This window comes from Sulfitobacter sediminivivens (genome assembly GCF_042611115.2).
Taxonomy (GTDB): domain Bacteria; phylum Pseudomonadota; class Alphaproteobacteria; order Rhodobacterales; family Rhodobacteraceae; genus Sulfitobacter; species Sulfitobacter sediminivivens.
This window is the reverse complement of sequence record NZ_JBHGAR020000006.1, coordinates 165,469-192,137: the sequence shown is the minus strand read 5'-3', so window position 1 is coordinate 192,137 and position 26,669 is coordinate 165,469. Positions and strand designations below refer to the sequence as shown.

General features: G+C 57.4%; 24 protein-coding genes. 15 read left to right on the top strand and 9 right to left on the bottom strand.

Features of this window, described 5'->3' with window-relative positions:
* Both ACEWL3_RS09210 and trpB read left to right on the top strand, forming a co-directional pair.
* Positions 1 to 1,845: AsmA family protein (locus ACEWL3_RS09210; RefSeq protein ID WP_435000775.1), on the top strand; the 1,845-nt coding region annotated here is incomplete at its 5' end.
* Positions 1,846 to 1,951: 106 nt separating this feature from the next.
* Positions 1,952 to 3,184: a tryptophan synthase subunit beta gene (trpB, locus tag ACEWL3_RS09205; protein ID WP_386180864.1), complete on the top strand. Its 1,233-nt coding sequence runs from the start codon at positions 1,952 to 1,954 to the stop codon at positions 3,182 to 3,184.
* A 9-nt stretch (positions 3,185 to 3,193) separates the two neighbouring features.
* On the opposite strand, the gene ACEWL3_RS09200 is transcribed toward trpB, so the two are convergent.
* The 8 genes from ACEWL3_RS09200 to ACEWL3_RS09165 all read right to left on the bottom strand — a co-directional run bounded on the left by ACEWL3_RS09200 (position 3,194) and on the right by ACEWL3_RS09165 (position 10,977).
* Positions 3,194 to 3,775, bottom strand: coding sequence for a DUF4893 domain-containing protein (locus ACEWL3_RS09200; RefSeq protein ID WP_386180867.1), 582 nt, complete (start codon positions 3,773 to 3,775; stop codon positions 3,194 to 3,196).
* 48 nt (positions 3,776 to 3,823) lie between these two features.
* Entirely contained in the window at positions 3,824 to 4,030 is a 207-nt protein-coding gene (locus ACEWL3_RS09195) for a hypothetical protein (protein ID WP_386180870.1), read from the bottom strand.
* Between the two features lie 11 nt (positions 4,031 to 4,041).
* Positions 4,042 to 4,428 (bottom strand): DUF2237 family protein, encoded by a 387-nt coding sequence (locus ACEWL3_RS09190; protein WP_386180873.1) that lies wholly within the window; start codon positions 4,426 to 4,428, stop codon positions 4,042 to 4,044.
* A gap of 7 nt (positions 4,429 to 4,435) precedes the next feature.
* Positions 4,436 to 5,599 (bottom strand): serine hydrolase domain-containing protein, encoded by a 1,164-nt coding sequence (locus ACEWL3_RS09185; protein WP_386180876.1) that lies wholly within the window; start codon positions 5,597 to 5,599, stop codon positions 4,436 to 4,438.
* Positions 5,600 to 5,713: 114 nt separating this feature from the next.
* Positions 5,714 to 6,754 (bottom strand): DUF2332 domain-containing protein, encoded by a 1,041-nt coding sequence (locus ACEWL3_RS09180; protein WP_386180879.1) that lies wholly within the window; start codon positions 6,752 to 6,754, stop codon positions 5,714 to 5,716.
* On the bottom strand, positions 6,751 to 7,425 hold the full coding sequence (gene pth / locus ACEWL3_RS09175) for an aminoacyl-tRNA hydrolase (RefSeq protein WP_386180882.1): 675 nt from the start codon (positions 7,423 to 7,425) through the stop codon (positions 6,751 to 6,753). The genes ACEWL3_RS09180 and pth overlap by 4 nt, the downstream gene beginning before the upstream one ends.
* 164 nt (positions 7,426 to 7,589) lie before the next feature.
* Positions 7,590 to 8,864, bottom strand: a complete 1,275-nt coding sequence (gene rhaI, locus ACEWL3_RS09170; protein ID WP_386180886.1) for an L-rhamnose catabolism isomerase — start codon at positions 8,862 to 8,864, stop codon at positions 7,590 to 7,592.
* A gap of 10 nt (positions 8,865 to 8,874) precedes the next feature.
* Entirely contained in the window at positions 8,875 to 10,977 is a 2,103-nt protein-coding gene (locus ACEWL3_RS09165; RefSeq protein WP_386180889.1) for a bifunctional rhamnulose-1-phosphate aldolase/short-chain dehydrogenase, read from the bottom strand.
* A 188-nt stretch (positions 10,978 to 11,165) separates the two neighbouring features.
* Here ACEWL3_RS09165 and ACEWL3_RS09160 point away from each other — a divergent pair, with 188 nt between their 5' ends.
* The 8 genes from ACEWL3_RS09160 (at position 11,166) to ACEWL3_RS09125 (ending at position 19,039) form a co-directional block, all read left to right on the top strand.
* Positions 11,166 to 11,969, top strand: a complete 804-nt coding sequence (locus ACEWL3_RS09160) for a DeoR/GlpR family DNA-binding transcription regulator (protein ID WP_386180892.1) — start codon at positions 11,166 to 11,168, stop codon at positions 11,967 to 11,969.
* 34 nt (positions 11,970 to 12,003) lie between these two features.
* Positions 12,004 to 12,999 carry a rhamnose ABC transporter substrate-binding protein gene (gene rhaS, locus ACEWL3_RS09155; RefSeq protein WP_386180895.1) on the top strand — a complete coding sequence of 332 codons (996 nt, stop codon included), beginning with the start codon at positions 12,004 to 12,006 and terminating at the stop codon, positions 12,997 to 12,999.
* A gap of 88 nt (positions 13,000 to 13,087) precedes the next feature.
* Positions 13,088 to 14,623 (top strand): sugar ABC transporter ATP-binding protein, encoded by a 1,536-nt coding sequence (locus ACEWL3_RS09150; RefSeq protein WP_386180899.1) that lies wholly within the window; start codon positions 13,088 to 13,090, stop codon positions 14,621 to 14,623.
* A gap of 3 nt (positions 14,624 to 14,626) precedes the next feature.
* A complete protein-coding gene (locus ACEWL3_RS09145) occupies positions 14,627 to 15,607 on the top strand; it encodes an ABC transporter permease (protein ID WP_386180902.1) in 981 nt (326 codons plus the stop codon).
* Positions 15,604 to 16,608, top strand: coding sequence for an ABC transporter permease (locus ACEWL3_RS09140; protein ID WP_386180905.1), 1,005 nt, complete (start codon positions 15,604 to 15,606; stop codon positions 16,606 to 16,608). Before ACEWL3_RS09145 ends, ACEWL3_RS09140 begins: the two co-directional genes overlap by 4 nt.
* Complete coding sequence (locus tag ACEWL3_RS09135; RefSeq protein WP_386180908.1) at positions 16,605 to 16,922, top strand: L-rhamnose mutarotase; 318 nt, start codon at positions 16,605 to 16,607, stop codon at positions 16,920 to 16,922. The genes ACEWL3_RS09140 and ACEWL3_RS09135 overlap by 4 nt, the downstream gene beginning before the upstream one ends.
* Positions 16,919 to 18,295 carry an FGGY-family carbohydrate kinase gene (locus tag ACEWL3_RS09130; protein WP_386180911.1) on the top strand — a complete coding sequence of 459 codons (1,377 nt, stop codon included), beginning with the start codon at positions 16,919 to 16,921 and terminating at the stop codon, positions 18,293 to 18,295. Before ACEWL3_RS09135 ends, ACEWL3_RS09130 begins: the two co-directional genes overlap by 4 nt.
* Before the next feature lie 207 nt (positions 18,296 to 18,502).
* On the top strand, positions 18,503 to 19,039 hold the full coding sequence (locus ACEWL3_RS09125; protein WP_386180914.1) for a putative glycolipid-binding domain-containing protein: 537 nt from the start codon (positions 18,503 to 18,505) through the stop codon (positions 19,037 to 19,039).
* A gap of 63 nt (positions 19,040 to 19,102) precedes the next feature.
* On the opposite strand, the gene ACEWL3_RS09120 is transcribed toward ACEWL3_RS09125, so the two are convergent.
* The gene (locus ACEWL3_RS09120) at positions 19,103 to 19,531 is read right to left on the bottom strand and encodes a YqaA family protein (RefSeq protein ID WP_386180917.1); all 429 of its coding nucleotides are present in this window, start codon (positions 19,529 to 19,531) and stop codon (positions 19,103 to 19,105) included.
* Positions 19,532 to 20,048: 517 nt separating this feature from the next.
* Between ACEWL3_RS09120 and ACEWL3_RS09115 the strand changes: the two genes are divergently transcribed.
* The 5 genes from ACEWL3_RS09115 to ACEWL3_RS09095 all read left to right on the top strand — a co-directional run bounded on the left by ACEWL3_RS09115 (position 20,049) and on the right by ACEWL3_RS09095 (position 26,650).
* On the top strand, positions 20,049 to 20,567 hold the full coding sequence (locus ACEWL3_RS09115) for a hypothetical protein (RefSeq protein ID WP_435000772.1): 519 nt from the start codon (positions 20,049 to 20,051) through the stop codon (positions 20,565 to 20,567).
* Between the two features lie 284 nt (positions 20,568 to 20,851).
* Positions 20,852 to 21,784, top strand: a complete 933-nt coding sequence (locus tag ACEWL3_RS09110) for a sulfotransferase family protein (RefSeq protein WP_386180923.1) — start codon at positions 20,852 to 20,854, stop codon at positions 21,782 to 21,784.
* Positions 21,785 to 21,983: 199 nt separating this feature from the next.
* Entirely contained in the window at positions 21,984 to 22,739 is a 756-nt protein-coding gene (locus ACEWL3_RS09105) for a family 16 glycosylhydrolase (protein WP_435000771.1), read from the top strand.
* A gap of 370 nt (positions 22,740 to 23,109) precedes the next feature.
* Entirely contained in the window at positions 23,110 to 24,411 is a 1,302-nt protein-coding gene (locus ACEWL3_RS09100) for an O-antigen ligase family protein (RefSeq protein ID WP_386180929.1), read from the top strand.
* A 28-nt stretch (positions 24,412 to 24,439) separates the two neighbouring features.
* Positions 24,440 to 26,650, top strand: a complete 2,211-nt coding sequence (locus ACEWL3_RS09095) for a GumC family protein (RefSeq protein WP_386180932.1) — start codon at positions 24,440 to 24,442, stop codon at positions 26,648 to 26,650.
* Positions 26,651 to 26,669 lie beyond the last annotated feature (19 nt).

Below are 26,669 nucleotides of genomic sequence, written 5' to 3'. Positions count from 1 at the left end.
CGCAAGGTGACCGGGCGCGAGGTGTCGATCAGTGGCGATGTGTCGATGACGTTCTGGCCTGTGTTGGGCGTGACCGCCGGGCAATTGGAAGTTGGCAACGCCGATTGGGCCAAAGACGGAGCGATGCTCAGCACCTCGAATGCGTCGATTGGGGTGGATGCCTGGTCTTTGCTGGGGGGCGAGATCAAGATCACCAATATTGAAGCGCAAAGCCCGACAATCCGGCTGGAGCAGCGCCGCGACGGTCGTGCCTCATGGCAGTTTACAGATGGCACGGGTGAGGCGCAGATTGAGACCGAGACATCGCCCGCCCGCAAGGCCAAGGCCGTCACAATTCAACAGCTGAAAATCACTGATGCGACTTTGATCTATGACGCCGAAGGCGCTGATCTGGTGTCCTATCAAGGGGTCGATCTGTCCCTGGATTGGCCCGAAAGCACCGGCCCTGCGGATATCGTCGCGTCGTTGCGTCCGGCGCGCGACAAGGTGACGGTTGAGGCGACAATAGATGGCTTTGCCAGTTTCCTGACAGGCGCAGTGCAGCCGATCCGTGCCCGGCTGAGTGCAAAGGGCGGCGGCGTCACGCTGACCGGGCGGGGATCGCTTAACGGGGCTGTGGCGGGCGATATGTGGTTGAAAACCAGCGACACCGGCGCGTTTCTGGGCGAGCTGGGATTGGGCGATGTGACTTTGCCCGCGAATTTGGGCCGCAAGGCGGATGTCAAGGCGCAGGTGACGCTGACGCCTGACAGGCGGCTGGCGCTGCGCGAACTTGTCGCGGATCTGGGCGGCAATACCCTGCGCGGCGCGGCGGATGTGACCCTCAATGGCGTGCCGCAAGTCAATGCAACGCTGAGCGCAGGCACCCTTGATCTGACGTCGCTGAGCGGGGACAGCAATGCGCAATCCAGCGCAGGCGGCAGCAGTGCCGACGGAAGCAGCGGCAGCATCGACGGCTGGTCAAAAGCACCGATTGATGCCGGAGGTCTTGCCAGCTTCAACGGTGCGATAGCATTGCAGGCCGACAGCATTGATCTGGGCGCGCTCAAGCTGGGAGCCACCCGCAGTTTGCTGACCAATGACCGGTCGCGGATGGTGTTCGAACTGCGGGATGTGGCGGCCTATGGCGGCAAATTTGCCGGCGAATTTGTGATGAACAACCGCAATGGATTGTCCGTCGGTGGCACCTTGAAAGCATTGGACGTCGAGATGCAGGCCCTGCTGAGAGATACAGCCGATCTGACCCGGTTCAGCGGCAAAGGTGATGCCGAGGTTTCGTTCCTGGGCGTCGGCGGCACTGTGGATGCGATCATGCGCTCGCTCAGGGGGAATGGCGCGATCAAGGTGGGGCGTGGCGCGATTGAAGGGATCGACCTTGATAAGCTGCTTGGATCATTCGATGTCGAAGGCGGCACCACGGTATTTGATTCTCTGGATGCGAATTTCGTGATTGAGGCAGGTGTCCTGCGCAATGATGACCTGCTGATGTTGCTGCCCAACTTTAATGCCACGGGTGCGGGTCAGATCAATATTGGCGCGCAGACTTTGGATTATACGGTCGTGCCCAAGGCTTTGCGCGTGAACGGCGCTCGCGGGCTGGCGGTGCCGGTGCGGATATCTGGGCCGTGGGCGGATCCGACGATCAGACCGGATTTGAAAGCGGCCATTGACCTGAATTTCAACGCTGAAAAAAAAGAGGCCGAAGAACGGGTCAAACAAAAGTTGCAAGAGAAACTGCAAGACGAACTGGGCACCATACAGCAGGACGGGCAATCGGTTGAGGATGCAGTCAAAGACCAGCTTGAGGACAAGCTCAAGCGCGAGTTGCTCAAGATATTTGACTGACAGCACCTCTGGGCGATTGGGCGCGAGCCTTTCGCAAAATTCTTGGCTTTCGCAGGCTGTGATGCTGGGGTAAACGAGGCAGGAACCCGTGACAGGAGCGTGCCCAATGGCCAACGATCTTTTTAACACTTTCATGAATGGTCCCGATGAAAATGGTCGTTTTGGCGATTTCGGCGGGCGGTTTGTCTCTGAGACGCTGATGCCGCTGATCCTTGAGCTTGAGCAGGAATACGAAAAGGCCAAGACCGACGATAGTTTCTGGGCCGAGATGAACCATCTTTGGACCCATTATGTGGGTCGACCCAGCCCGCTTTATTTCGCCGAACGTCTGACCGATCACCTGGGCGGGGCGAAGGTCTATATGAAGCGTGACGAATTGAACCACACCGGTGCGCACAAGATCAACAATGTGCTGGGTCAGATCATTCTGGCGCAGCGCATGGGCAAAAAGCGGATCATTGCGGAAACCGGCGCGGGCCAGCATGGGGTGGCAACGGCCACGGTCTGTGCCAAGTTTGGTTTGAAATGCGTCGTCTATATGGGCGCGCATGATGTGGAGCGGCAGGCACCGAACGTGTTCCGCATGCGGTTGCTGGGGGCCGAGGTTGTGCCGGTCACATCCGGACGCGGTACCCTCAAGGACGCGATGAACGATGCGCTGCGTGACTGGGTCACCAATGTGCGTGATACGTTTTACTGCATCGGTACGGTCGCAGGTCCACATCCCTATCCGGCAATGGTGCGCGATTTCCAAAGCATCATTGGCAAGGAAGTGCGCGAACAGATGACCGAAGCCGAGGGGCGTTTCCCCGATACCTTGATTGCCGCGATTGGCGGCGGGTCCAATGCGATGGGGCTGTTCTTTCCGTTTCTGGACGACAAAGAGGTGAACATCATCGGTGTTGAGGCGGGCGGCAAGGGCGTGAATGCCAAGATGGAGCATTGTGCCTCTTTGACAGGCGGGCGACCCGGCGTGCTGCACGGCAACCGGACCTATCTGCTGCAGGACGATGACGGGCAAATCCTTGAGGGGTTCTCGATCTCAGCCGGTCTCGATTATCCCGGTATCGGGCCAGAGCATGCGTGGTTGCACGAAATTGGCCGGGCCAAATATGTGTCGATCACCGATGTAGAGGCGCTGGAGGCATTTCAGCTGTCCTGTGAGTTGGAGGGAATCATCCCCGCGCTGGAACCGTCCCATGCGTTGGCGCATGTGATGAAGATTGCCCCCGATTTGCCAAAGGACCATATCATCTGCATGAACATGTGCGGGCGTGGCGACAAAGACATCTTTACCGTGGCAAAGGCGCTTGGCTTTGAGATGGGCGCGTTTGCCTGAAGCCCAGGTTTAGCGGGTCAGTTCGAGGATATCGAAATCGCTTTCCATCGCGGGTGAGGGAAACATCAGCCGCGCGCGTGTGGGGCTGATCCGTTCAAGAATGGCCACGTCGGTTTGCACGCTGCCGTCCGACGTGAAATCGGGCGGCAGATCTGCATATGCGGGCGGGGTCACCCCGGCCACAAAGCCGACGCCCACATACACAGCGCGGCCATCCCGAAAGGTGACCTTGCCTTTTGTGCGTTGCGATCCGGTGAGTTTTTCAAAGGTAAAACCATCGTTCTCGATGCCAAACCGACATTTGAAAGGGCTATAGATCACCAGTGGCGATAGCCCCCCAAGCTTCATCGTGCGGCAGCTCCAGTCACCGTTGAGTGTTTCGTCAAAAGCGATTTGGGGCGTGCCAGAAAGGGCTTGGGTCAGAGCGCTGACATCAGCCGGCGCGCCACTTGAAAGAGCCTGCAAAATCGCGCCGCCAGCGGCTGTGGCAAAATAGTCAAGCCGCGCAGCGTCTTCGGGGCGCAGCGTTGTCTGGGCTGTAGCTGCGGTGCCAAGGACAGCGAATAGGGCGAAGATTATTCTTGGGAGCATGCGCAATTCCTATCCATTGAGCCGCAGCATTTGCAGGAGCATGCGCGCTCAAGGGCGGCCCCATGCGGGACCAAGCGCATGCAGGAATATCGACCCGATAAGCAGTCCCACAAAAGTCAGGTCGCACATAAGTCCCGTGCTGCCACCACTGAAAGAGACAAAGATGAGGGCCAGCGAGATGATGGAGCCACCGACCTGAACCGGGATGCCAAAAGGTCTGGAGAACTGAAAAATGGGCGTGCCGTTACTCAACATGTCTCGGCTCTTTATGCAGCGGGATCAGCGTCAGTTGCATGGGCACGCAAAACCTCAAGTGGGATCACATCAAGCGCGCGCAAATGAGTCGCGGCCAGATGGACTTGGGGGCCGCACCCTTCGTCTGCGGCCTGCAGAAACCGGCTGGCGCACAGGCACCAGGGATCGCCGGGATTGAGACCCACAAAGCCAAATTCAGGGCGCGGGGTGCTCAGGTCGTTGCCGACATATTTCGAATAGGCAAGGAATTCTGCCGTCATCACAGCACAGACAGTATGGCTGCCCTGATCCTGAGTGCAGGTGTTGCAATGGCCGTCGCGAAAGAACCCGGTGACAGGGTCCGTACCGCAAAGTGCCAAGGGTTTGTTCAGAACATTCAGGCTTGGATCAGGTGTCATGGGGTTCTCACAGGTTGGATGCAATGAGGCGAAAGATATCCTCGTTCTGCTGGGACACGCCAGTATCGCGGAACTGGCGGTCGGCGGCGTTGGTGGCGATCACGACATTGCGGGTGGTGTCGATGTAAATGTACTGCCCATAAATGCCGCGCGCCATAAACACGCCGGGCTCTGCGCCACTTGGGATCCACCATTGCAGGCCGTATCCGGTTTGATCCGGGGCCGTAGGCGCGCTGGGCCTGGTGGATGCTGCCACCCAATCCGCCGGCACGATCCGTTTGCCCTGCCAGACGCCGCCCTGCGCGAACATCTGGCCAAAACGGGCGTAGTCGCGCGTCGTCATATTCAGGCCGCCCAGTACAAAGGCGGTGCCGACGCCATCGGTCAGGTAATATGGCGCGGTCTCAAGACCCAGGGGTTTTATCACCTTTTCGCTCAGCAGGTCGCTGATGCCGCGCCCGGTGGCACCGCGCACCACCATGCCGACGACATGGGTATCGATGGAAACGTATTGCCATTGTTGGCCCGGCTCGGCGAAACGCGCCTTAAGCGCTGCGGTGAAATCATCCATTTTCCCCCCCAGTGCCAGCACCCGCCCCATGCGGTTGATGTCAGAATTGAAGTCGAGGTAATCCTCATCAAAAACGACACCACTGGCCATCTGCAGGACATTGCGCAGGCTTGCCCCGTCATAGGCACCGCCCGCGAGCATGGGCGCATATTTCGTGACCGGGTCATCAAGCGAGGCGATTTTGCCTTCTGCCATCAAGATGCCGACCAGTGCGGAAAGATAGCTTTTTGCCATCGACCAGCCGATCCTGCGGTCGTCGGCACTGGTGCCGTGAAAGTAGTTTTCATAGACGATCTGACCGTCTTTGAGCACCAGCAGTGCGGTCACCGTGCGGTCCTTGATCCATGCATCAACAGCCGCTGGCAGGTTGGTTTCAGGACCATAGAACAGCTCACTTGTCGGGCCATCCCCGCGTGGCACGGGTACCGATAGGAAAGCCGCGTCCATATGGCTGAAGTTCTGGACGATCTTTTCTTCCGAAAATAGCGAATTCACGGCCAGCAGGCGGGTGATCTGTTCGCGCTTCCATAGGCCGACAACCACGATGGCCACAACCAAAGCCAGCAAGATGCGGCCAAGCCATTTTCCGAATGTACGCATGGTTCTGCCCTGCTGATTATGCCTGTTCTCTCGGTGCCATCCAATCACATGCCCTGACAAGGTGCCAGAGCAAGATCGCAGGCAAGATCGCAGGCGAGAAAGATGCAGGTCCGGTCAGACCGCGTAGTTCCAGTTGATCCAGCGTCCGTGGAAATCCGCACGCCCCAAATCAATGCGCAGGTCGCCAGGCCAGAGGCGCAAGGTCAGCGCCGCACCCAGCTTGCCCGTCGTGTCGCCGTCACTTTCCATCGAGAGCCACGCAAGGGGGCGATTTGGGGTGGCGCTTGCGCCTGCGGCCTCGATCACAGCCCGTCCGCGCGCCTGTACCTCTTTGGGGAAATACTGCCATGCAACGGTATGTTGGATCAGGTGCAACTGTCCTTGGGGGGTACTGTGAAGACGGGGGGTCAACCAGTCAATTGCATCGGCCTTTGCGATTGGCGCGTCCACGACTGAGGCGGCAGACCGGGTCATGGCCAACCGATCAGGCTGATCCGCCCACAGATACGCGGTGAGCCGCAACAGATGATCCGCACGCTTTGGATCAAGCGGGTTCAAGTCAACACCGGCGCGCTGGGCAATGAGCGCTGGCACGTCGGGCGGCAGGGGACCTTGCCATTTGGGGGTGAGAATGACCGCTGGCATTGGCGAGCCAATGCGCCGCCCCTCAAGTTCAATCGCATAATGGTCCCACATCATGTTCAGCCCGCCGCTGGCACCCAGTTCACTGAGGCAGACCGGCAAATTGAAATGCTGCACCGCCACGCGTGCCCCTGCGATCAATGCAGCAGAGCGGCGCACCTCGTTGGTTTGGGGCGGGCTGTCGCACCATGAAATCAAGAACGCTTCGTGGGTTTTGAGCGCGTCCAGCACCGCGCTGCGCAAGGCCTTGTCGGTGGTCTGGGCGGGGGGATAGACGGCTTTGAGGTCTGCCGACGCATTGTTCAGTACCAGCGCATGCAGCCCGCCCGCGATGCGCAACGGCAAGGAATGGCCACTGGGGCCGATATCGCCGGTGAAGGCTGCAAATTTCTGGCCCAACGCGCTTTCAGCGGGCCAGTCCTGTGCCAATATCCCAAGCAATTGCCCCATAAAGGGCGAGTCCAAGCGTATGCAGGCCTCCGCCTGCGCCATAAACGCGTCTTGTAGGGTCATTTGAAGCGATCCATCAATTTTTGCACCGCGTTGCGGGTGTCTTGCGCGGGCTCTGGCGGGGCCGGTTTCGCAGGCGGGGGTTTTGTCCCGGTGCTGGGGCGTGGCGGTGAGATCCGCAGGCCAACCGCATTCATGAATTTTGCCAGATCGCCCGCCACGAGATAGGGTGCACCATCGCTGACGCCGCGCAGCACATCATCAAGCCATGCCTCATCGGCCTTGCGAAAATCACGCAGCACATATCCCGGCACCGCGTCCTTGTGACCGGGATGGCCAACGCCGAGCCGCACGCGGGCATAGTCCGGCCCGATATGGGCATGGATGGACCGCAAGCCGTTGTGGCCCGCGTGACCGCCGCCGACCTTGCACTTGACCTTACCGGGGGCCAGATCAATTTCATCGTGTAACACGATCACGTCGCCGGGTTCGACCTTGTAAAAGCGCATCGCGGCCTGCACCGATTGGCCAGAGTTGTTCATGAATGTCTCGGGCTTCAGCAGCACGGCCCGGTCCGACCCAAAACGGCCCTCGCTGATGCTGCCCTGATGTTTGCCCTTCCACGGCCCGAACCCATGATCCGCCGCAATCCGGTCCACCGCCATGAACCCGATATTATGGCGGTTACGGGCATATTTCGCGCCCGGATTTCCAAGGCCTACAATCAATTTCACTCAAGGTTGCTCCTGCTTTCTTGGGAACCTTAGCAGGTGGAGTCAGGGAGGGAAATGGAATGGATATCGCTAAGGTCGCATACGCCGATTTCTGTGGGCTAGAATATGCTTTGGGACTCTTGGGGCATTGGCGGCACCTGTATGGTTTTGCGCAGGCCCGGATCCTAGACGATGCCGCCCCCTGCGCCACCGACGGCCGGGCGTTCTGAGGCAACTTTTGTGCGGTAACCGGATGCGCGGTAGGTGGCGACGGGGTCAATTGCGCCTCCGGCTTCAAGGCGCGCCATTGCCAGAATTGGCTCAACATCGGTGCGGAAACCGTCTTTGAGCATGGTTGTCGCCATCAGCGCATCGTTGTCCTCTTGATACCCGGCAAGTTTGGGACGGTCGACAAGAAGCGCCTGTGCATAGGCACGCTGAACTTCTGTTGCCGACACCATCAGACTTTCAATCGGATCGGTGACGTTGTGGCTTTGATCCAGCATGTGCATCGGGTTGAAATCGGGGTTGGTTTCGGCCTCGACCAGTTCGTTGAAGACAAGGAACAGGCGGTAGGGATCAATGCTGCCGGTGTCTAGATCGTCGTCCCCATATTTGCTGTCGTTAAAGTGGAACCCCCCGAGTTTGCCAAACTGGGTCAGGCGCGCGACGATCATTTCGATGTTCACATTTGGCGCATGGTGGCCAAGATCAACGAGGCATTTGGCTTTGTCGCCCATCTGCTGCGCGATCAATAGGCTGGTACCCCAGTCCTGCACCACCGTCGAATAGAACGCAGGTTCGTACATCTTGTGTTCCGTGAGCAGCGTCCAGTCGTCGGGCAGAGCCTGATAGACCTGTTTGGCCGCGTCGAGATAGCGTTCGAACTGGCGGGTGAAATTGGTCTGGCCGGGAAAGTTCGACCCATCGCCGACCCAGATGGTTAGCGCTTTTGATCCAATCTGCTGACCCAACTCAATACAGGCGATGTTGTGGTCAACGGCTTGCTGCCGGGTCGCGGCGTCGGTGTGCGCGAGCGAGCCGAATTTATAGCTGTGCGTCTGTTCCGGCTGGTCCTGAAAGGTGTTGGAGTTCATCGCGTCAAAGACCAGCCCAACTTCCTCGGCCTTGCTGTTCAGATCGGCGGCAGGCTGCGCATCCCATGGAATGTGGAGCGATACGGAAGGAGTTGCGCGGGTGAGTTGATGGATCAATCCGCAATCTGACAGTTTATCAAAGATGTCCCGAGGCTCGCCCGTGCCGGGGAACCGTGCAAACCGCGTGCCCCCGGTGCCGACGCCCCAGCTTGGGACTGCCAAACCGTATGTGGCTACCTTTGCCTTGATCTGTTCGATGTCGATACCGCGTCGATCCAGATGCGCGCCCAACGCGTCGTAGTCAGCGTGCATCCTTGCTGCGGCCATTTCGTTGCACTGTGCGATGATGTCAGAATGGATCATGGTCTGTTCCTTAGCGGGTGAACGCTTGGACATTGCCTGCGTCTACGTTGATGATGTTGCCGGTCGATTTGGCCGACAGATCAGAGGCCAGAAAATAAGCCGCCTCGGCAATGTCTTCGGGCAGAACGGAAAGCTTGAGCATGGAACGGTCGCGGTACATCGCCTCAAGCCCGTCCTTGTCGGTGCCATAGGTGCCGGCCCGTTGTTGCAGCCAATCGCCCTGCCATATTTTGGACCCCTTAAGAACCGCGTCCGGGTTGACCACATTCACACGCACGCCCATTGGCGCACCTTCAAGTGCAAGGCACCGGGCGAGGTGGATCTCTGACGCCTTGGCTGTGCAATAGGCCGATGCATTGGGTGAGGCAGCGAGGCCGTTTTTAGAGGCGACAAAGACCACGGCCCCCCCGATGTCCTGAACCTTGAAAAGCTTGAAGGCTTCGCGACTGACAAGGAAATATCCCGTGGACAGGATCGCCATGTTTTTGTTCCACATCTCCAGCGTCGTTTCCTCAATCGGGGCCGAACTGGCGATGCCTGCATTCGACACCAGAATATCCACGCCGCCAAACTCGACGGCGATCTCGGAATAAGCGGCTGCAACGGCATTTTCATCCGTCACGTTCATGTTGACCGTGCGCACCACATCTGCCGAATAACGCGCGCTGAGGGTAGCCGCCGTCTCGGCCAGCGCCTGAACGTCGATATCGGCCAGCATCACGCAGGCCCCTTCACGCAAATAGCGTTCAGCGGTTGCGGTTCCGATGCCGCCCCCCCCCCCCGTTACCAACGCCACGCGGCCCGCCAGCGATTTAGGGGCTGGCATGCGCTGCAGCTTGGCCTCTTCCAGAAGCCAGTATTCGATATCGAATGCCTCTTGTTCGGGCAGCCCGTGATATTCTGAGACCGCATCTGCGCCACGCATGACGTTGATGGCATTGACATAGAATTCGCCGGAAATGCGCGCGGTGGCCTTGTCCTTGGCAAAAGTGATCATGCCAACGCCGGGCACCAGATATACCACGGCGTTTGGATCGCGGATTGCTGGGCTATCGGCGCGCTTGCAGCGGTCGTAGTAGCCCTTGTATCCATCGCGGTATGCCGCAACAGCGGCGTCCAAACCTGCAAGGGTCGCGTCTATGTCAGGCCGTCCTGGGTCGAAATCGACGACAAGCGGACAGATCTTGGTCCGCAAGAAATGGTCGGGGCAGGAGGTGCCGAGTGCGGCAAGTCGCCTCATATCTATGGCGTTCACAAACTCCAGCACCGCGTCGCTGTCGGTGAAATGTCCAACCATATGGTGCTGGCCTGACACCATGCCGCGGATCGCGGGCATCAGGCGTGCTGCGGTGGCGCGGCGCTGATCGGCCGGCAGGCTTTTGTGGATCGCACCGCCAAATGCGGTTTTGTCGGCGGTCTGAGTGTCGAACCAGTCCATCGCGGTCTGGATCACCTCAAGGGTCAAGGCGTAACACTCCTGCGCATCGTCGGCCCATGTAAACAAACCATGGCTTTCCAGCACAACGCCTTTTGCCTGCCGGTTCTCTTCGCAGAAATCTGACAGCCACAAGCCCAACTCGTAGCCCGGCTTTTTCCAGGGCAACCAGCCGATGCTGTCGCCAAAAATCTGCTGTGTCAGCGCCTTGCTGTCCTTGGCAGCGGCAATGGCGATGATGGCGTCAGGATGCATGTGGTCCACATGTCTGGCGGGGACATAAGCGTGCAAGGGTGTGTCGATGCTGGCCGCACGGGGGTTCAGATTGAAGGTGCAATGGGGCAGGTAGCCCACCATTTCGTCTTCGAATTCGACACCACGGTACAGACCACGCAGCGCGTTCAGCTTGTCCATATAGAGGCTCGAAAACCCGTCCATCTTGATCGAACCGACATCCCCGCCTGATCCTTTGACCCAAAGGACATCGACCATCTCGCCGGTCAGCGGATCTTGTTGCAAGACTTTGGCTGAGGTGTTGCCGCCGCCGTAATTGGTGATTCTCTTGTCAGACCCCAAAAGATTGGACCGATAAAGCAACTTTTCCGGCTCGCTCATCGTCTGGGCCTTTTTGGTTTCCCATTTGTTTTCAAGGCGTTTGGCGACTGCGGCTTTGGTCATTTGAAGCTCCATAAAGGACGGAAAGTAGCGATCTGGTTCCTTGCAAACTGACCGTAGGCTTAAAATATGTCAATCATTTTCAATCATAATCAGTCATGCCGCACTGCAGAATGACTGATTATGAGAAAATATGATTGACAATGAAGGCCGACTCACCCCACGTTGACGCAATCCAAGAGGGGCTGACCATGCACGAGAAAGACCGCCATCGCGTTATTCTATCCGCCGTTCAGAACCGTTCTTTGGTCACGGTCGTTGATCTTTGCGCGCTGACCGGTGCATCCGAGGCGACTGTGCGCCGTGACATCAACACGCTTGACGAGCAAAAACGCCTGCGCAGGGTGCGCGGTGGGGCAGAGGCGCTGACCACGGTGCCCTTTGTCGGACTGGCGGGGCGTCCGTTTTCGGTGAACCAGACGATGAACATTGCCGCAAAGCAGGCAATTGCAGCGGCGGCTGTTGAGCTTTGCGAGGATGGAGAGCCGGTCATCATCAACGGCGGAACAACGACATTTCAGATGGTGCATCCATTGGCCTCGCGCCGGATGCAGGTCTTTACCAACTCATTCCCGATCGCCGAGCATCTGCTCAAAAACACCCGCAACACGGTGCTGTTGTCCGGTGGCATTATCTACCGCGAGCAGAACATCATCCTGTCGCCTTTCGACAATGATGTGACACGCAACTTTTATGCCAAACGGATGTTCATGGGTGCTCAAGGCATCGGTCCGCTGGGCCTGATGGAGCAGGACCCGCTACTTATTCAGGCCGAACAAAAGCTGATTGGACAGGCAGAAGAGCTGATCGTGCTCGTGGACAGTTCAAAATTTGCAAACCGCTCAAGCCTCATTCTGTGCCCATTGCAGCGGATCGATACAATCATCACCGACGATGGCATCGACGACCGCACTGCGGCGATGCTTGATGCGGCAGATGTCACACTGATCGTGGTGCCAACCGGCGCTGCGCAGAAAGAAGGGTTGGTGTCTTGACCAATCTAAACAACCACACTTCAGGGAGGAAACCATGAGTGTATTCACGAAAGTCCTAGCCAGCGCCGCGATGGCCACGGCAATGTTCATTACCCCAGCATTCGCGCAGGACAATGTGCGGATTGCACTTGTCGTCAAGGCCCTTGGTATCGGCTTTTTCGAGGCTGCCGCCAAAGGTGCTGAAGAAGCAGCCGCTGAATTGGGCAATGTTGAGGTCATCTATACCGGTCCCACTGACACCACCGCCGAAGGCCAGATTGAAGTGATCAATGCACTGATCGCGCAAAACGTTGATGCGATCGCAATCTCTGCGAACGATACGGATGCATTGGTTCCCGCCCTGAAACGCGCCATGCAGCGTGGCATCACGGTCATCAGTTGGGACAGTGGTGTGGCCGCAGAAGGTCGCCAGTTGCACCTGAACCCGTCGTCAAACGCGCTGATCGGCAACATGATTGTCAAGCTGGCCGCAGATCACTTGCCCGATGGCGGTGATGTGGCGCTGCTCTCGGCCACGACCACATCGACCAACCAAAACATCTGGATGGAAGAGATGAACAAGGTGATGGGCAATTATCCCGGCATCAATGTTGTTGCCACGGTTTATGGCGACGACCTTGCCGATAAATCCTACCGCGAGGCGACGGGCCTTATGCAGTCCTATCCCGAACTGGATGCAATCATCGCGCCAACGTCCGTGGGCATTGTGGCCGCTGCACAGGCCGTGGTGGATGCGGGCAAGGTGGGCCAGGTGAATGTCACGGGCCTTGGGCTGCCCTCAGAAATGGCGGGTGCCATCGAGAGCGGCGCATCAAAGTCATTTGCAATCTGGAACCCGATCGATCTGGGCTATTCCGCAACCATGCTGGCCTATGAGCTGAGCAAGAACGGTGTCGAAGCCGCCCCCGGCGCCGAAATCCCGATGGGCCGCATGGGCAGCCTCACGCTGGATGAAAACAGCGAAGGTGCGATGGCAGATCCCTTTGTCTACGACGCCAGCAACATCGAAGAGTTCAAGTCGATCTTCTGAGGTCATCCCGTCTGGCCCGGCGCAGAATTGCAGTTTCGGACCAGACGCGGCTCCACCCCCGAAATTTCTTACTGGATGGAATGTCGACATGACGACGCATGCAGCGCCTGACAATTCGCCCGTTGTGTCCATGGATGCAATCACCAAGGCGTTCCCCGGCGTTAAGGCTTTGGACGAGGTGCGGCTTGATCTTTACCCCGGTCAGGTGACGGCCCTTGTCGGCGAAAACGGGGCAGGCAAATCCACCACGGTCAAAATCCTTACCGGCATCTATCATCCTGACGGCGGCACGATACGCATCAATGGCACGCCGATAGTGCTGACAACACCGAACGATGCCGCCGCTGCAGGCATCACCGCAATCCATCAGGAAACGGTTTTGTTTGATGAATTATCCGTCGCCGAGAATATCTTTATCGGCCATGCGCCGCGCAGTGCGTTCGGCCTGATTGACAAGGGTGAAATGCACCGCGCCGCGCGCAAACTGCTTGATGATATCGGCGCGCCGTTCAGCACCCACACTCAATTGCGCGATCTGGGGATTGCGAACAAACACCTTGTCGCCATTGCGCGTGCATTGTCTGTGGATGCACAGGTCGTGATCATGGATGAGCCAACAGCGGCCCTCTCGCACAAAGAGATCGAAGAGCTTTATGAACTGGTCGACACGCTTAAGTCCCAAGGCAAGGCGATCTTGTTTATCAGCCACAAGTTCGACGAAATTTTCCGCATCGCGGACCGCTATACGGTGTTTCGCGATGGCGCATTTGTCGCGGAGGGTCTGATCTCGGACATTGATGAAGACGCATTGGTCACCATGATGGTTGGCCGGTCGGTCGATCAGATTTTTCCGGCGCGCGCCCATGATGTGGGTGAAGAGGTTTTGCAGGTGGTTGGCTATGACCATCCAACCGAATTTTCCGACATCGGGTTTACTCTGAAGCGGGGCGAGATCCTTGGTTTTTATGGTCTTGTCGGTGCGGGGCGCTCAGAATTTATGCAGGCCCTGTTTGGGATCACCAAGCCCAGCAAAGGCGTGTGCAAGATCAACGGCAAAATCAGCGTAATCCGTTCGCCCGCGGATGCTGTTGCCAATGGTATCGTCTATGTACCCGAAGATCGTGGCAAGCAGGGCGCGATCTTCGGTTTGCCGATCTTTCAGAACATTACGCTGCCATCCCTGGCGCGGACCTCGCACCGCGGATTTCTCAGATTGGCCGAGGAATTCAAACTGGCCCGCGAATTTTCACAGCGGCTTGACCTGCGGGCGGCGTCCCTTGATCAGGACGTTGGGAACCTGTCGGGTGGCAATCAGCAAAAGGTCGTGATTGCCAAGTGGCTGGCAACGCAGCCGCAAGTGATTATTCTGGACGAGCCGACCAAGGGCATCGACATCGGATCAAAGGCCGCGGTGCATGAATTCATGGCGGAACTTGCAGCCCAAGGTCTGTCGGTGATCATGGTCAGTTCAGAGATTCCCGAAGTGATCGGCATGTCTGACCGGGTCATCGTCATGCGCGACGGTCGCATTGCCGCCGAGCTTGCGGGCGACGACCTGCGCCCCGAAGCGCTGGTGCGTCATGCTGCGGGCATCAGCACCACTCCCCAACAGCAGGAAGCCTGAGCAATGATGCGCATGATCCCCATCCGCGAGACGATCCTTGGTGGTGCTATTTTGGTGCTCCTGCTGCTGATTGCCTCGCGCTTTTCTGGTTTTGTGGCCCCGGCCAACCTGGCCAATGTGTTCAACGACACTGCGCCACTGATCATTCTGGCGCTCGGGCAGATGGTGGTGATCCTCACGCGCTGCATTGATCTGTCGGTCGCGGCCAATCTTGCGCTGACGGGTATGGCTGTGGCAATGATCAATGTCGCGATGCCAACGCTGCCGATCCCGGTGATCATCGCCATTGCGGTGATCCTGGGCGCGCTCATGGGGGCGGTTAACGGTATTTTGGTGTGGAAACTCGCCATTCCGCCGATCGTTGTGACCCTGGGCACCATGACGATTTTCCGCGGCATCATATTTCTGATTTCTGATGGAAAATGGGTCAACTCTCACGAAATGAGCGCGGCATTCACCGGCATTCCACGCGTTGCGATGCTTGGGTTGCCGGTGCTGTCATGGACGGCAATCGCAACCGTTTTTGTATTCGGATTGATGATGGCCCGCACGCCGCTGGGCCGGTCCATTTTTGCGGTAGGGGGCAACCCGCATGCTGCTGTGTACACGGGCATCAACGTCGGGAAGACGCAATTTCTGGCCTTTGTGATCTCAGGGGCATTGGCGGGCCTTACCGGCTATCTTTGGGTGGCGCGCTATGCAGTGGCTTATGTCGATATCGCCGGAGGGTTCGAGCTTGAGGTGGTTGCCGCCTGCGTCATCGGCGGTATTTCCATTGCGGGTGGGGTCGGGTCCGTCGGCGGGGCGGTCTTGGGGGCCATCTTTTTGGGCGTGGTCAAAAATGCGCTGCCAGTCGTCAACATCTCTCCGTTCTGGCAGTTGGCAATTTCCGGCAGCGCAATTTTGATCGCGGTTGCCTTCAATGCGCGCTCAGGCCGCGCCAAGGGACGGATTATTCTCAAATCAGCCGAGGTGGCATCATGAGCGATATGACAAGCCAAACCCGCCTTGTTCCTGATCGCCTGAACAGCCGCGCGTACCGTCTGCTGCGAAGCTGGGAAACCTTGCTGCTGGCCGTCGCGATTGCAATCTTTGTGGTCAACAGCTTTGCCTCGCCCTACTTTCTGAATGCCTGGAACCTCAGCGATGCCACCTTCAACTTTACCGAAAAGGCGATGATCGCATTTGCCATGGCGCTGCTGATCATCTCGGGCGAGATTGATCTGTCCGTTGCCTCTATCATCGCGCTTGTCAGCACGGCCATGGGGCTGGCGGTGCAATATGGGGCAGGGACACCGGAACTGGTGCTGATCGGCCTGACGGTCGGGTTGCTCTGCGGTGCGTTCAATGCGGTCTTTGTCACCATTCTGGGCCTGCCCTCGATTGTCGTGACCATTGGCACCATGAGCCTGTTTCGCGGCATCAGCTATATCATTCTTGGTGACGACGCTTTTCGCGGTTACCCGGCCAATTTTGCCTGGTTCGGACAGGGCTATATCTGGTGGGTCTTTACGGTCGAGATGCTGCTTTTTGTCATCATCGCAGTGATCTATGCCGTGCTGCTGCATAAAACAAACTTTGGCCGCACGGTCTATGCCATCGGCAACAACCCCACGGGCGCGTTGTTCAGCGGTATCCGGGTGCAACGGGTGAAGTTCATTCTGTTCCTGCTGACCGGCCTGATGTCTGGTGTCGCGGCGATTTGTCTGACGTCGCGGCTTGGCTCTACCCGCCCCAGTATCGCACAGGGGATGGAGCTTGAGGTGGTCACCATGGTGGTCCTCGGTGGGGTTAACATCCTTGGCGGCTCTGGCTCAATCCCGGGGGTCGTGATCGCGGCCTTTGTCATGGGGCTTGTAACCTTTGGTCTGGGTCTTTTGAATGTGCCGGGCATCGTCATGTCGATCTTTATCGGCCTGTTGCTGATCGGTGTCATCGCCTTGCCCCGCCTGTGGACGATGCTGGCACAGCGGAGGGCGCGATGAGTGAACGGTATGTCTTTCGGATGCGCCTGAACGAGGGCATGGCGCAAGAGTATCAGCGCCGTCATGATACCATCTGGCCTGAACTGGTGGCGCTGTTGCGCAATGCCGGGGTCAGCGACTATTCCATCCATCTGGACGATGAAACCGGAGTTCTGATCGGTGTGCTGATGCGTAAAGAGGGGCACGGAATGGGTGATTTACCCCAACATCCGGTGATGCAAAAATGGTGGGCACATATGGCTGACATCATGGAAACAGGACCCAATAACGAACCTGTTGCGGTGCCATTGCCGCGCGTCTTTCATATGCCATGACCCAGCCACGCCATATCGCGGTGATCGACATTGGCAAGACCAACGCAAAACTGGCGCTGGTTGATTTGACGACACTCAGTGAAATCGCGGTTGTAACCCGTCCCAATACGGTGTGCCCCGGCCCGCCATGGCCGCATTTTGATGTCGAGGGACACTGGGATTTTTTGCTGGACGCCTTGGGTCAGTTTCATCGCGGCCATGGCGTCGACGCCATCTCGGTCACCACGCATGGGGCCTGTGTGGCATTGCTGGCTGCGGACGGAAGCCTTGCCGCTCCGATATTGGACTACGAGCATCGTTTCCCAGCCGAAATTGTCGCGGCCTATGATGCGATAAGGCCGCCGTTCTCACAAACCGGGTCACCCCGCCTTGCGGGTGGATTGAACATCGGCGCACAACTCCATTGGCAGTTTCTGACCGATCCGTACCTGCGAGAACGCACAGCGCGGATCGTGACCTATCCTCAATACTGGGGGCATCGGCTGACCGGGAATGCCGCCAGCGACGTGGCATCAATCGGGTGTCACACCGATCTCTGGCTGCCGGAAAAGCACCGGTTCTCGGATCTGGTTGAGACACTCGGCATAGCCGATAAGATTGCGGCCGTTGCCAAGTCGACCGAATTGCTCGGCCACATTACCCCTCAGATTGCCAAGGCCACCGGCCTGTCGCCTGCAACACCTGTGGCGGTTGGCATTCACGATTCCAACGCGTCGCTTTATCCTCATATGCTCACGCAGGCGGGACCATTTTCTGTTGTTTCGACAGGAACCTGGGTGGTCGTGATGTCCATGGGGGCGCGTGCCCAATCCTTGGACCGTGATCGCGATACGCTGATGAACGTGAATGCAGAAGGCGCGCCTGTGCCATCAGCACGCTTCATGGGCGGGCGCGAGTATGAGGCCGTCCAGCGTGGTCAACCCGCACAACCGACCAAACAGGATGTGGCGGCAATTCTGCGAGATAAGGTGATGTTAATGCCAGCCGTCGAACCCGCAACCGGACCGTTCAGGAGCCGCCAGATGCAGTGGGTTGGCAGCGCGCCGAAGGTCGGAACGGGCCGTCGTTCTGCGGCCTTGAGTTTCTATCTTGCGATGATGACGGATACCTGCCTGTGGCTGACGGGTGCCTGTGGTCCCACCATTGTTGAAGGCCCATTTGCGCGCAATCAAGAGTATCTGTCCATGCTGGCTGTGGCCACTGGTCGACCTGTGCTTCAAAGCCAATCAGAGACCGGCACCAGCATTGGGGCCGCACTTCTCTTTGGATCCAGCAAGGCGCTGGCACCCGCGATTTCCTTGGATGTTGCGAAGACTGGACCAGATTGGCGCGCGTATGCACTGCAGTGGCGTCAGCATGTGGGCGAAACCTGAAGATCACAGCAGTAGAATGGTCGGGTGGACCCATGTGCGTCCCTATCTGGTCCTGGCCGGGCTAACGATTGGTGGTTTGCTGATCGGCATCATCTCGGACGGGATGCAAACGGTCCAAATGCACAGTTCCCCCTAGAGAAAAGCGTTTACAACCGCACAGAGGGTGCATTCTGTGGTATAACAGCTCAAAATCAGGGAGACAGACAAATGATTGCGGGTGCTCACGCGGTGCTTTGGGTCCGGCAGGGCAATCTGGGCAATGACGCGTGTCGTTTTGCCGAGGCCCAGGGCGGATACCTCATTGACGGTTCGGCGACGGACGCCGACTGGAATGTTCTGCGATACCGTGTCCGCGCCCGTAAAGACGGGACAACACGGCGTGTGCGCATTGGCACAAAATCCCGCATCTTCGTGCGCCGCGCTGTCGATAATACATGGACGCTGAATGGAACTGCTGTGCCTGAAGTTGCCGGTGCTCAGGACGTCGACTTTGGGTTCACACCTGCGACCATGACATTACCCATCCGGCGTCTGAAGCTTGGCATCGGGGAAGAGGCCCAAGTCCTTGTGGCGCGGCTTGATCTGGAAAGCCAACAGCTTACGCCGCTGCGCCTTGTCTACCGCCGGACGGATGTAAACAAATACGAATGCGAGAACATGAAGACAGGCACCACTGCGCTTCTGAAAGTGGACAGCGAGGGCATTGTAAAGGACTACAAGGGACATTGGAAAGCGCAGACCTGAAGCGGTCAGGGACGACGACAGCATTCAGGATGGTCGCGGGTTGATGCGCGGTTTTTGCGGCCCTTAGAGCCAAGCCAATGCCAGTGCCGCCAGCACAAGGTATCTGGTTCCCTTTGCAATCGTGACAAGGATCAGAAAGGGGACGAGTGGCTCTTTCATAAGGCCTGCAACGACGGTCAGCGGATCACCAACAACAGGAAGCCAACTGCCCAAAAGGGACCACCGGCCATAGTGCCGATACCAGCCTTGCGCGCGCTCAAGCTGGTGCTCCGAACTTGGAAACCAGCGTTTGTGTTGAAACCGAAGCAGGTATCGACCGAGATACCAATTTATGACAGATCCCAAGACGTTTCCCGCTGTGGCGACAAGGATCAGGATCGATACCGGGTGCGCTGCGGCCAACAACAGCCCGACCAGCACCGCTTCGGACTGCATTGGAAAGATCGTCGCCGCCACCAAGGCTGAACTGAAAAGGCCGATATATGCGATCATGTTTCAGTCACTGCCCACTGCCGGCATTGTAAAATGCGTCGAATTTTTTGAAATGAGAGACGGGATTTCCCCGGATATTGTGAATGCCGAACGCGCTATTTATTCGGAGTGATAGACAGACAGCACCCTCATCCGGCTTCCATTCTCAGTTCAATAGCATCAGCAGGCCCGAAGTCTCAATCAGCAAAACAGGACATGCGTCACATGGTGTTTGGCACCGAACAGAAATGGCTGGGGTGCCCGCAGATGCCACAATCGGGTGTCTCACTGGCTTGCGATCCCTCTGAACAAAGTGGAAATCGCCCCCAGCAGTAAACGGCTGTCGCCTTTTTTGCCGATCAAAAGCGCTACAACAGCAAACAATTGCCGATTTCAGTGTGATTTTGATTGGCGGACGGAATTCTCGGAACTTCACTGCATTTGCTTTGGTTTGCCAACACCTGCGTGAAACAGGCGGAAAATCTGCTTGCCCGAAACGCAGCTGAAAAACCGAAGGAACATTGATATGTTTACGAAAATGAAAAAGTCGGCTCTCGCAGCCAGTGTCAGCCTGATCGCTCTGGGCAGCACAGCCTTTGCCATGGACGCAACGTACAAAGTATCTGTGATTGACGTTGAAGCATCCATGTCAGCGGCTGAGGGCAGCAATGCGATGGCGCTTTACCCCGATATCACAACCGACATTCAGGCAGCAGTCGCCAGCCGCGTGACAACCAGCGATGACGCGGGCGATCCTGAAATTCGCATCGACATTCGCAAAATCGCGCTGAACGGTGCTGCGATCTTGCCCGATACGAAAGAGTTCAATGAGCTGGAAGGCGTGGTTAACATCACGGGTCCTCAAGGGGCAGACGGCGGGTATACGTTCCCCATCAATATCGCCGCCTATACCGGAGACCAGATTGTTCCCGAAGGCTATATTGCCGTGCTTCCCTCCGAAATGGACTTTTATGAGGCGATGGTAAATTCTTTTGCGGACTCGGTTGCAGAAGGCCTGGATAAACTCAATCCAAGCGGCACGGACACCAAAGGCTGAACTCACAAGAGTTTGGCATCGAAGGGGGCCGTTCGGTCTGACAGCTTCGATACCAATACGTGACGATAAGCTGAGAATGGTTCGGGTTGCTTCGACAGTACCAACGGTTTTGCGTAATCGCAAAAGGCGATCTGCCGCCTATACCCTCTCGTGAGGGTTGCAAGTCGCTTTGTATTATAGACTATTATCGGTTGGTGGCCATAAAATCTATGGATCCTCCAACCGGTCCTGACGCAGACGCAAATTTGGCGAAAATTCGATTGGTAAGAAGATGGGAACTATTCTTGGCACCTGATTTTATCATCGGAGGGGCCCCGAAATGCGGTACAACTTCACTGCATCAAATGCTGGACCAGCATCCGGACATCTGGGTCGCCAGAAACGAATTGTACTTTTTTGACATGGATGACCCGATCGCGCATGGCGACTTTCTTGAGGTCCAGGGAAATGATTTGTCATGGCGCGATCCCGAAGACCCGACATTTCAGGATTGGTACCGAAGCCGATTTGCAGAAGCACCGGACGGAAGTCTGATCGGTGAAGATACAACGACCTATCTGATGTCCGATGTTTCAGCCCATCGCATCAAAGCGGCGGATCAGAACGTAAAGATAATCTTTATGCTGCGCGATCCGGTAAAGCGTGCTTTTTCGCAATATTGGCATCTTTTGCGCAGTGGGCGAACGCATTTGACATTCGAAAGGGCGCTGAGCCAGGAGCCGTCTATCATCCTTGGATCAACCTATGCGCCTGCCTTGCGGGAATTCCGCGACGCGCTTGGTGCGGCGCGTGTTCACGTCGTCTTGTTTGAGGAATTCAAAACAAACCAGCAGAAAGTGATGGACGGCGTGACTGACTTTCTCGGGCTCGCGCCCGTTTCAGTTGGGGCCATCGATACATGGCACAACAAAACAAAGTATCCCGCAAAGATGAAAACGCTACTGCGCCTGAATCGTGTGGGGCGACTTCTGGTTAGATACCGGTACAAGCGACACTTTGGCGGGGAAGTACGGCTTTGGACGCGGATTGCGCATAAGGCGTACCGGCACTGGTTCCGCTTCGTGGCGCGCCGCATTTTGACCCAGGATCATCCGCCATCCGAAATGCAGGCAAGAACACGCGCATACCTGACCCGACATCTTTCGGACCGCAATGCCGGTCTTTCGGCGCTGCTGGGGAAAGATTTGAGCCAGCACTGGCCGGGTTTTTCGCAATGACGCATGGGGTCGGAAATTCAGCTTGGCTGGGCGCTGCACCCGCAACTGATGGCCCGCTTGTGACGCCTCGGCGAATTGCCGCGTAGGCTTTGCTTGCTGTTTGTCTGATACCCCGCGCGGACATAGTTTCGCCCAGGGCAAAGTGCCTCTGTAGAACAGGACCATCCGCGATATGAAAAGCCATTCAGGACGCCTAATTTTGATTGCACTCGCCCTTGCGGTGTCGCTGAGCGGGCAGTCACATGCGCAGGCGGGGTCGTCGTTCTTTGAGCCGTTTGATCGCTTGTCCAAAACCCGATGGTTCACGTCGAGCGGTTGGGCCAATGGCAAGCACCAAAGCTGTTTATGGCACAAGGATCGCGTTGAGATTGCGAACGGAAAGCTTCTTTTGTCGCTCACTGCCGATGCCAAGGAAGATCGGTCCCTTAGCTGCGGCGAAATACAGACGAAGGCGCGCTATGGATACGGAACATACGAGGCACGCATGAAAGTGCCCTTTGCCCGCGGGATGAACGCGAACCTGTTCACCTTCATTGGCGCACCGCAGGATCGCCCGCATAACGAGATCGATTTTGAATTTATCGCGCCGCAAGGCCCGAAACTTCAGACCAATTTTCACACGGCAAAGAATGGCGAGAACACGGAATTTCTGGCAATGCAGAACGATGGCGAGTTTCGCAATTACGCCTTCATCTGGGAACGGGACCGCATTCGCTGGTTCATTGATGGCAAGTTGATCCGCGACGTGCGAGCAGGCACGCTGCCCAATGAGCCGCAAAAGATCTACCTCAGTTTATGGTCGACCGACACACTTGTCGATTGGATGGGATCGTTCGATCAGGGATCAGCGCCACAGACCCTTGCGGTAGACTGGCTGGCCTATACCGAACAGGGTGCTGAGTGTGGGTTTGAGCAATCGGTGCTGTGTCTGGACGGGGTAGATGTGGCGCAATGACGGCTCTGAACATCTACGGGGCATCGACGCAGACCGCGCTGGATCGGGGCGTAAGACGCCTGCGGACAGATGAAGACCGCCGGTCGCGCCCCTGTTCAAGATTTCTGATGAACGGGATGGCGAGGGCGCAATTTCGCCTACTGATTGAACATCACAAAAGGCCACAGGTCCCAAATCGCTGGTTCTTCTTGATTTTACTGGTTAAACTGAGGGTACTTGAAAGATATGGCAGAGCCAGCCGAGGCCGACCATCCAGCAGTTCAAAAAGCGTTGGATGTGTCGCATTTGCTGTCAGTAGGCAGCCGAAGTGGACCCGAGGCATCTGGATCTGGCAGCCTTTGAAGACAGTAGGGTATGGACTGTAGATCAGATGAATATGCGTCAGGCCACGATCGTCGACCCAAATCAGAACACGGCATACACCGTGCCAGCAATTGCGCTTTCCATGATCGTCTTTGCCTATTCGGTCAATTTTGGCCCGCTTTCAATTCTGGCCTTCTATGCATGCTGGTTGTTGCCCTTTCTGATCGCACCACGGGTGCTGATCGGCAGGTTTGGGCCGGTCCTGCTGCTTTTGACGGTGCCGTTCTTTTTTGCGCTGTCGCTGTTGTGGAGTGATGTGCCTGCCACCACTCTGCGTTCCGCGATCCAATATGGTATTACATTCTTTGCCGGACTGGTTGCTGCGCGGATCACATCCATGGCGAACCTTGCGCTTGGCGGCACGATTGGTGGGCTTCTTGTGCTGCTCTATTCGGCAGTGAATGGGGGGTATTCCTACGACTATATCGACGGTGATTTTGCCTTTAACGGCGCATTTTCGTCGAAGAACCAGCTGGGTTATTTTGCGACGCTTTCGATCCTGTTCTCCTTGTCACTGGTCTGGATCTTCCAAAGCCAAAGGGCGTTACAACCCTTGGCCTTCCTTACTGCCGGGGCTGGCCTGATCATGTTGTGGATGTCAGATTCGGCGACATCGCTGCTGTCTGCTTTTGCAGCCTTCGCCGCGATCCTGTTCATGGGCGTTGTGTTGATGCTGGCACCGTGGCTTCGGCGGGCCGCTGTTTTTCTGGTGCTGATGGGCAGCGTTGCGATGGGGTTTGCCAGCTATCGCTTGGGCGCATTCGACGCGGTGCTCGCCGCTTTTGGCAAGGATTCAAGCCTGACGGGGCGCACCTATCTGTGGAGCGAGGCGCTTGAGTTCGGCGCGCAGCAGCCAGTTCTGGGTCTTGGATACAACGCCTTCTGGAGCCACGGACGCCCCGCGGCAGAGCTGCTTTGGGAAGAGTTCTATATTACGGCCCGGACCGGGTTTCATTTTCACAACCTGCTTATCGAAACCTATGTTGGGACCGGGCTGATCGGATTGGCGCTGGTCGGGGGGCTTTGTCTCTTGTTGTTTGTCATGCCGCTGAGCGCGGCGCTCGGGCGCGGAAGGGCTGGATCGCTGATATTGCTGTCAGGGCTGGCGATCCTGTTTCTTGTAAGATCCGCAGCGGAGGTCGATTTCATCACGCCGCACACGGCTGGCACATTCCTGGTGGCCTTCGTGCTTTTGCGGCTGTTTGACCACAATCACAACCACAGCATTCGTCACGTGACGGATACGTCCAAGCCCATGCAGCGGCTTCGGCATCCGTCACTGGGCACCTTGAGCGGGGTCGTTCAATGACCACCTGCAAGCTTACGGAGTTTATGCAATGACAAGACCGGTTCAGGAAAGGCGCATTACATGGACGAAGGACAACGTGCATCCCCTCGGTGGGTACCGCGATGAACTGCGGGTGGACGTGGGCAGCATGGTGCGCGCCATGCGGCGGCAGTTCCGTCTGGTGATGATCTTTGCAGCGATCGGTCTGGTTATTGCGGTTCTGATGATACTAGGTTCCGTACCTCGGTACACAGCCGCTGAAACGGTGCTGCTGGACGAACAGCGCGCAGATTTGCTTAACGAAGTGTCGCCCCTGCCAAATGCCGTGCGTTCCGATACTGCGGTCCAGAGCGAGATTGAAATAATCAGATCACGTGCGCTTGCCTATCAGGTTGTTGATCTTCTGAACCTTGATGAGGATGCCGACTTTCTGTCACCCCCGGTGGGTGCCACACAACGGGTGATCGGTGCGGTGTCTTCGCTGACCGACCCGCTGGCCCGGCTTCTCACACCCGCGCCTACGGTGTCTGGGACGACAACCGACGGGGACAGCGCCGAGCGCACGATACCGATGCTGGGCTCTGATCTGGTGGTGACTGACCGGGACCGCGCGGCAAACATCTTGCGTGATCGTTTGAATGTCTCGCGTCTGGGCCGCAGCCTTGTCATCGAAATCAAATTTGCAGATTTTGAACCAAGGCGGGCGGCCCTCATCGCGCGCGGGTATGGATCGGCTTACGAGAGCTTTCAGCTTGGGACCACGGATGAGATAGCGGCCAAGGCAGAAAACTGGCTTCGCGAGCGTCTTGACGTGCTGGAACGGAAAAGCACCGAAGCGGCGTCGGCCGTGTATGAGTTTCGCGCCGCCAACAATCTAGTGCAGGTGCGCGGAAACCTGCTGACCGAACAACAACAGTCTGAACTGGCCAGTAAGTTGATGACCGCAGCTGCCGATGCCGCCGAAGCCGAAGCGCGGCTTGAAAGCGTGGAGTCGCTGCTGGCCCGTTCCAAAAACGGAGAAGAGATCATCGTGGTGCCGGTCGTTGGCGGGCAAATCGGGGCAGACACCGACGCGCTGCGCCGCGATTATCTGGATGCGCGCCTGCGCTATCGTCGTCTGGTCGATCAGTTTGGAGCAGAGCATCCGCAGGCCCAACAACTCAGCGGCAGCATGGCTCTGCTCAAGGAGGCCATCGAGGTTGAGCTGGAACAGGCAACCGAAGCATCGCGTGTGGCCTACAACATTTCGCGCAGCCGAGAGGAATCACTGCGCACCGATCTTCAGGCAATCACCGGTACATCCGACGAAAACCTTGCCCTGCGCGGCAGGTTGCAACAGCTTGAAGCGATTTCGGAAACCTATGCTCAGGTCTATCGCGACTACCTCGCACGGCTTGAGGTAACAATGCAGCAGCAAGGGTTCCCCATCGCTGCAATCAAGATCATTTCACCCGCAGAAGTGCCAAAAAGCGCGTCCAGCCCGCGCAAAAAGGCGATGCTTCTTGCGGGCCTATTGCTGGGCGGCATGCTGGGTGTTCTGATCGGAACGGCACGGGAATTGCTGCCGAAACCGGTCCGCAAGATTTCTACCTTGCGTCAGGAGGTTGGCATAAATTGTGCAGGACTGCTGCCAGGTGAAAAGAGCCGTGACGACGCAGGGTGGAAGCCCACGCGTTTGCGCACCATCGAACGGCTGGCGCAGGCATGCGAGGCAAACCGCCAGAAGCCGGGTGGCTTGCTGGTCGCAATCGCGCCACTGTCACCGGGGTTGGAAGATCACCATGCTCTGCCTGCAGCACTGGCAGCGCACCTGTCCCACAACGGTACCCGACGCGTATTGCTTATTCATGAAGAGAAGTTGCCACCGGAGGCCATTCCGGGGCCGAACGCGAAGGGTCCGGAAACCGTGCTCCTGCAGAAGGTGCTGGAAAGCTGGTCCGAGCAAGCGGGCACAGAGGCCAGCGATGTCGACTTGAACATGATGGCCAAGTTTCTGCGCGATGAATTCAGCTTTGTCCTTGTCGCCCTGCGGCCTCTTAGTCTGGCAGAGCAGTCAGACCCCCATTCATGGAGCTATGACAGCACAATCCTGCGCGTGCCCTGGGGGCAGGTATTGCCGGGTTTCGTCACAGATGCGCTGATGGATCATCCCAGGTTCCACAGCTCTCTGGCGACCACCGTTCTTGAAGATGCAGAGCTGGCGACAGCGCGGCGGTACATCAGCGCTGGGAGTTACGAAGAGCTTGAGATCAATGCATAAGGCCGGGTTTACAGCGCAA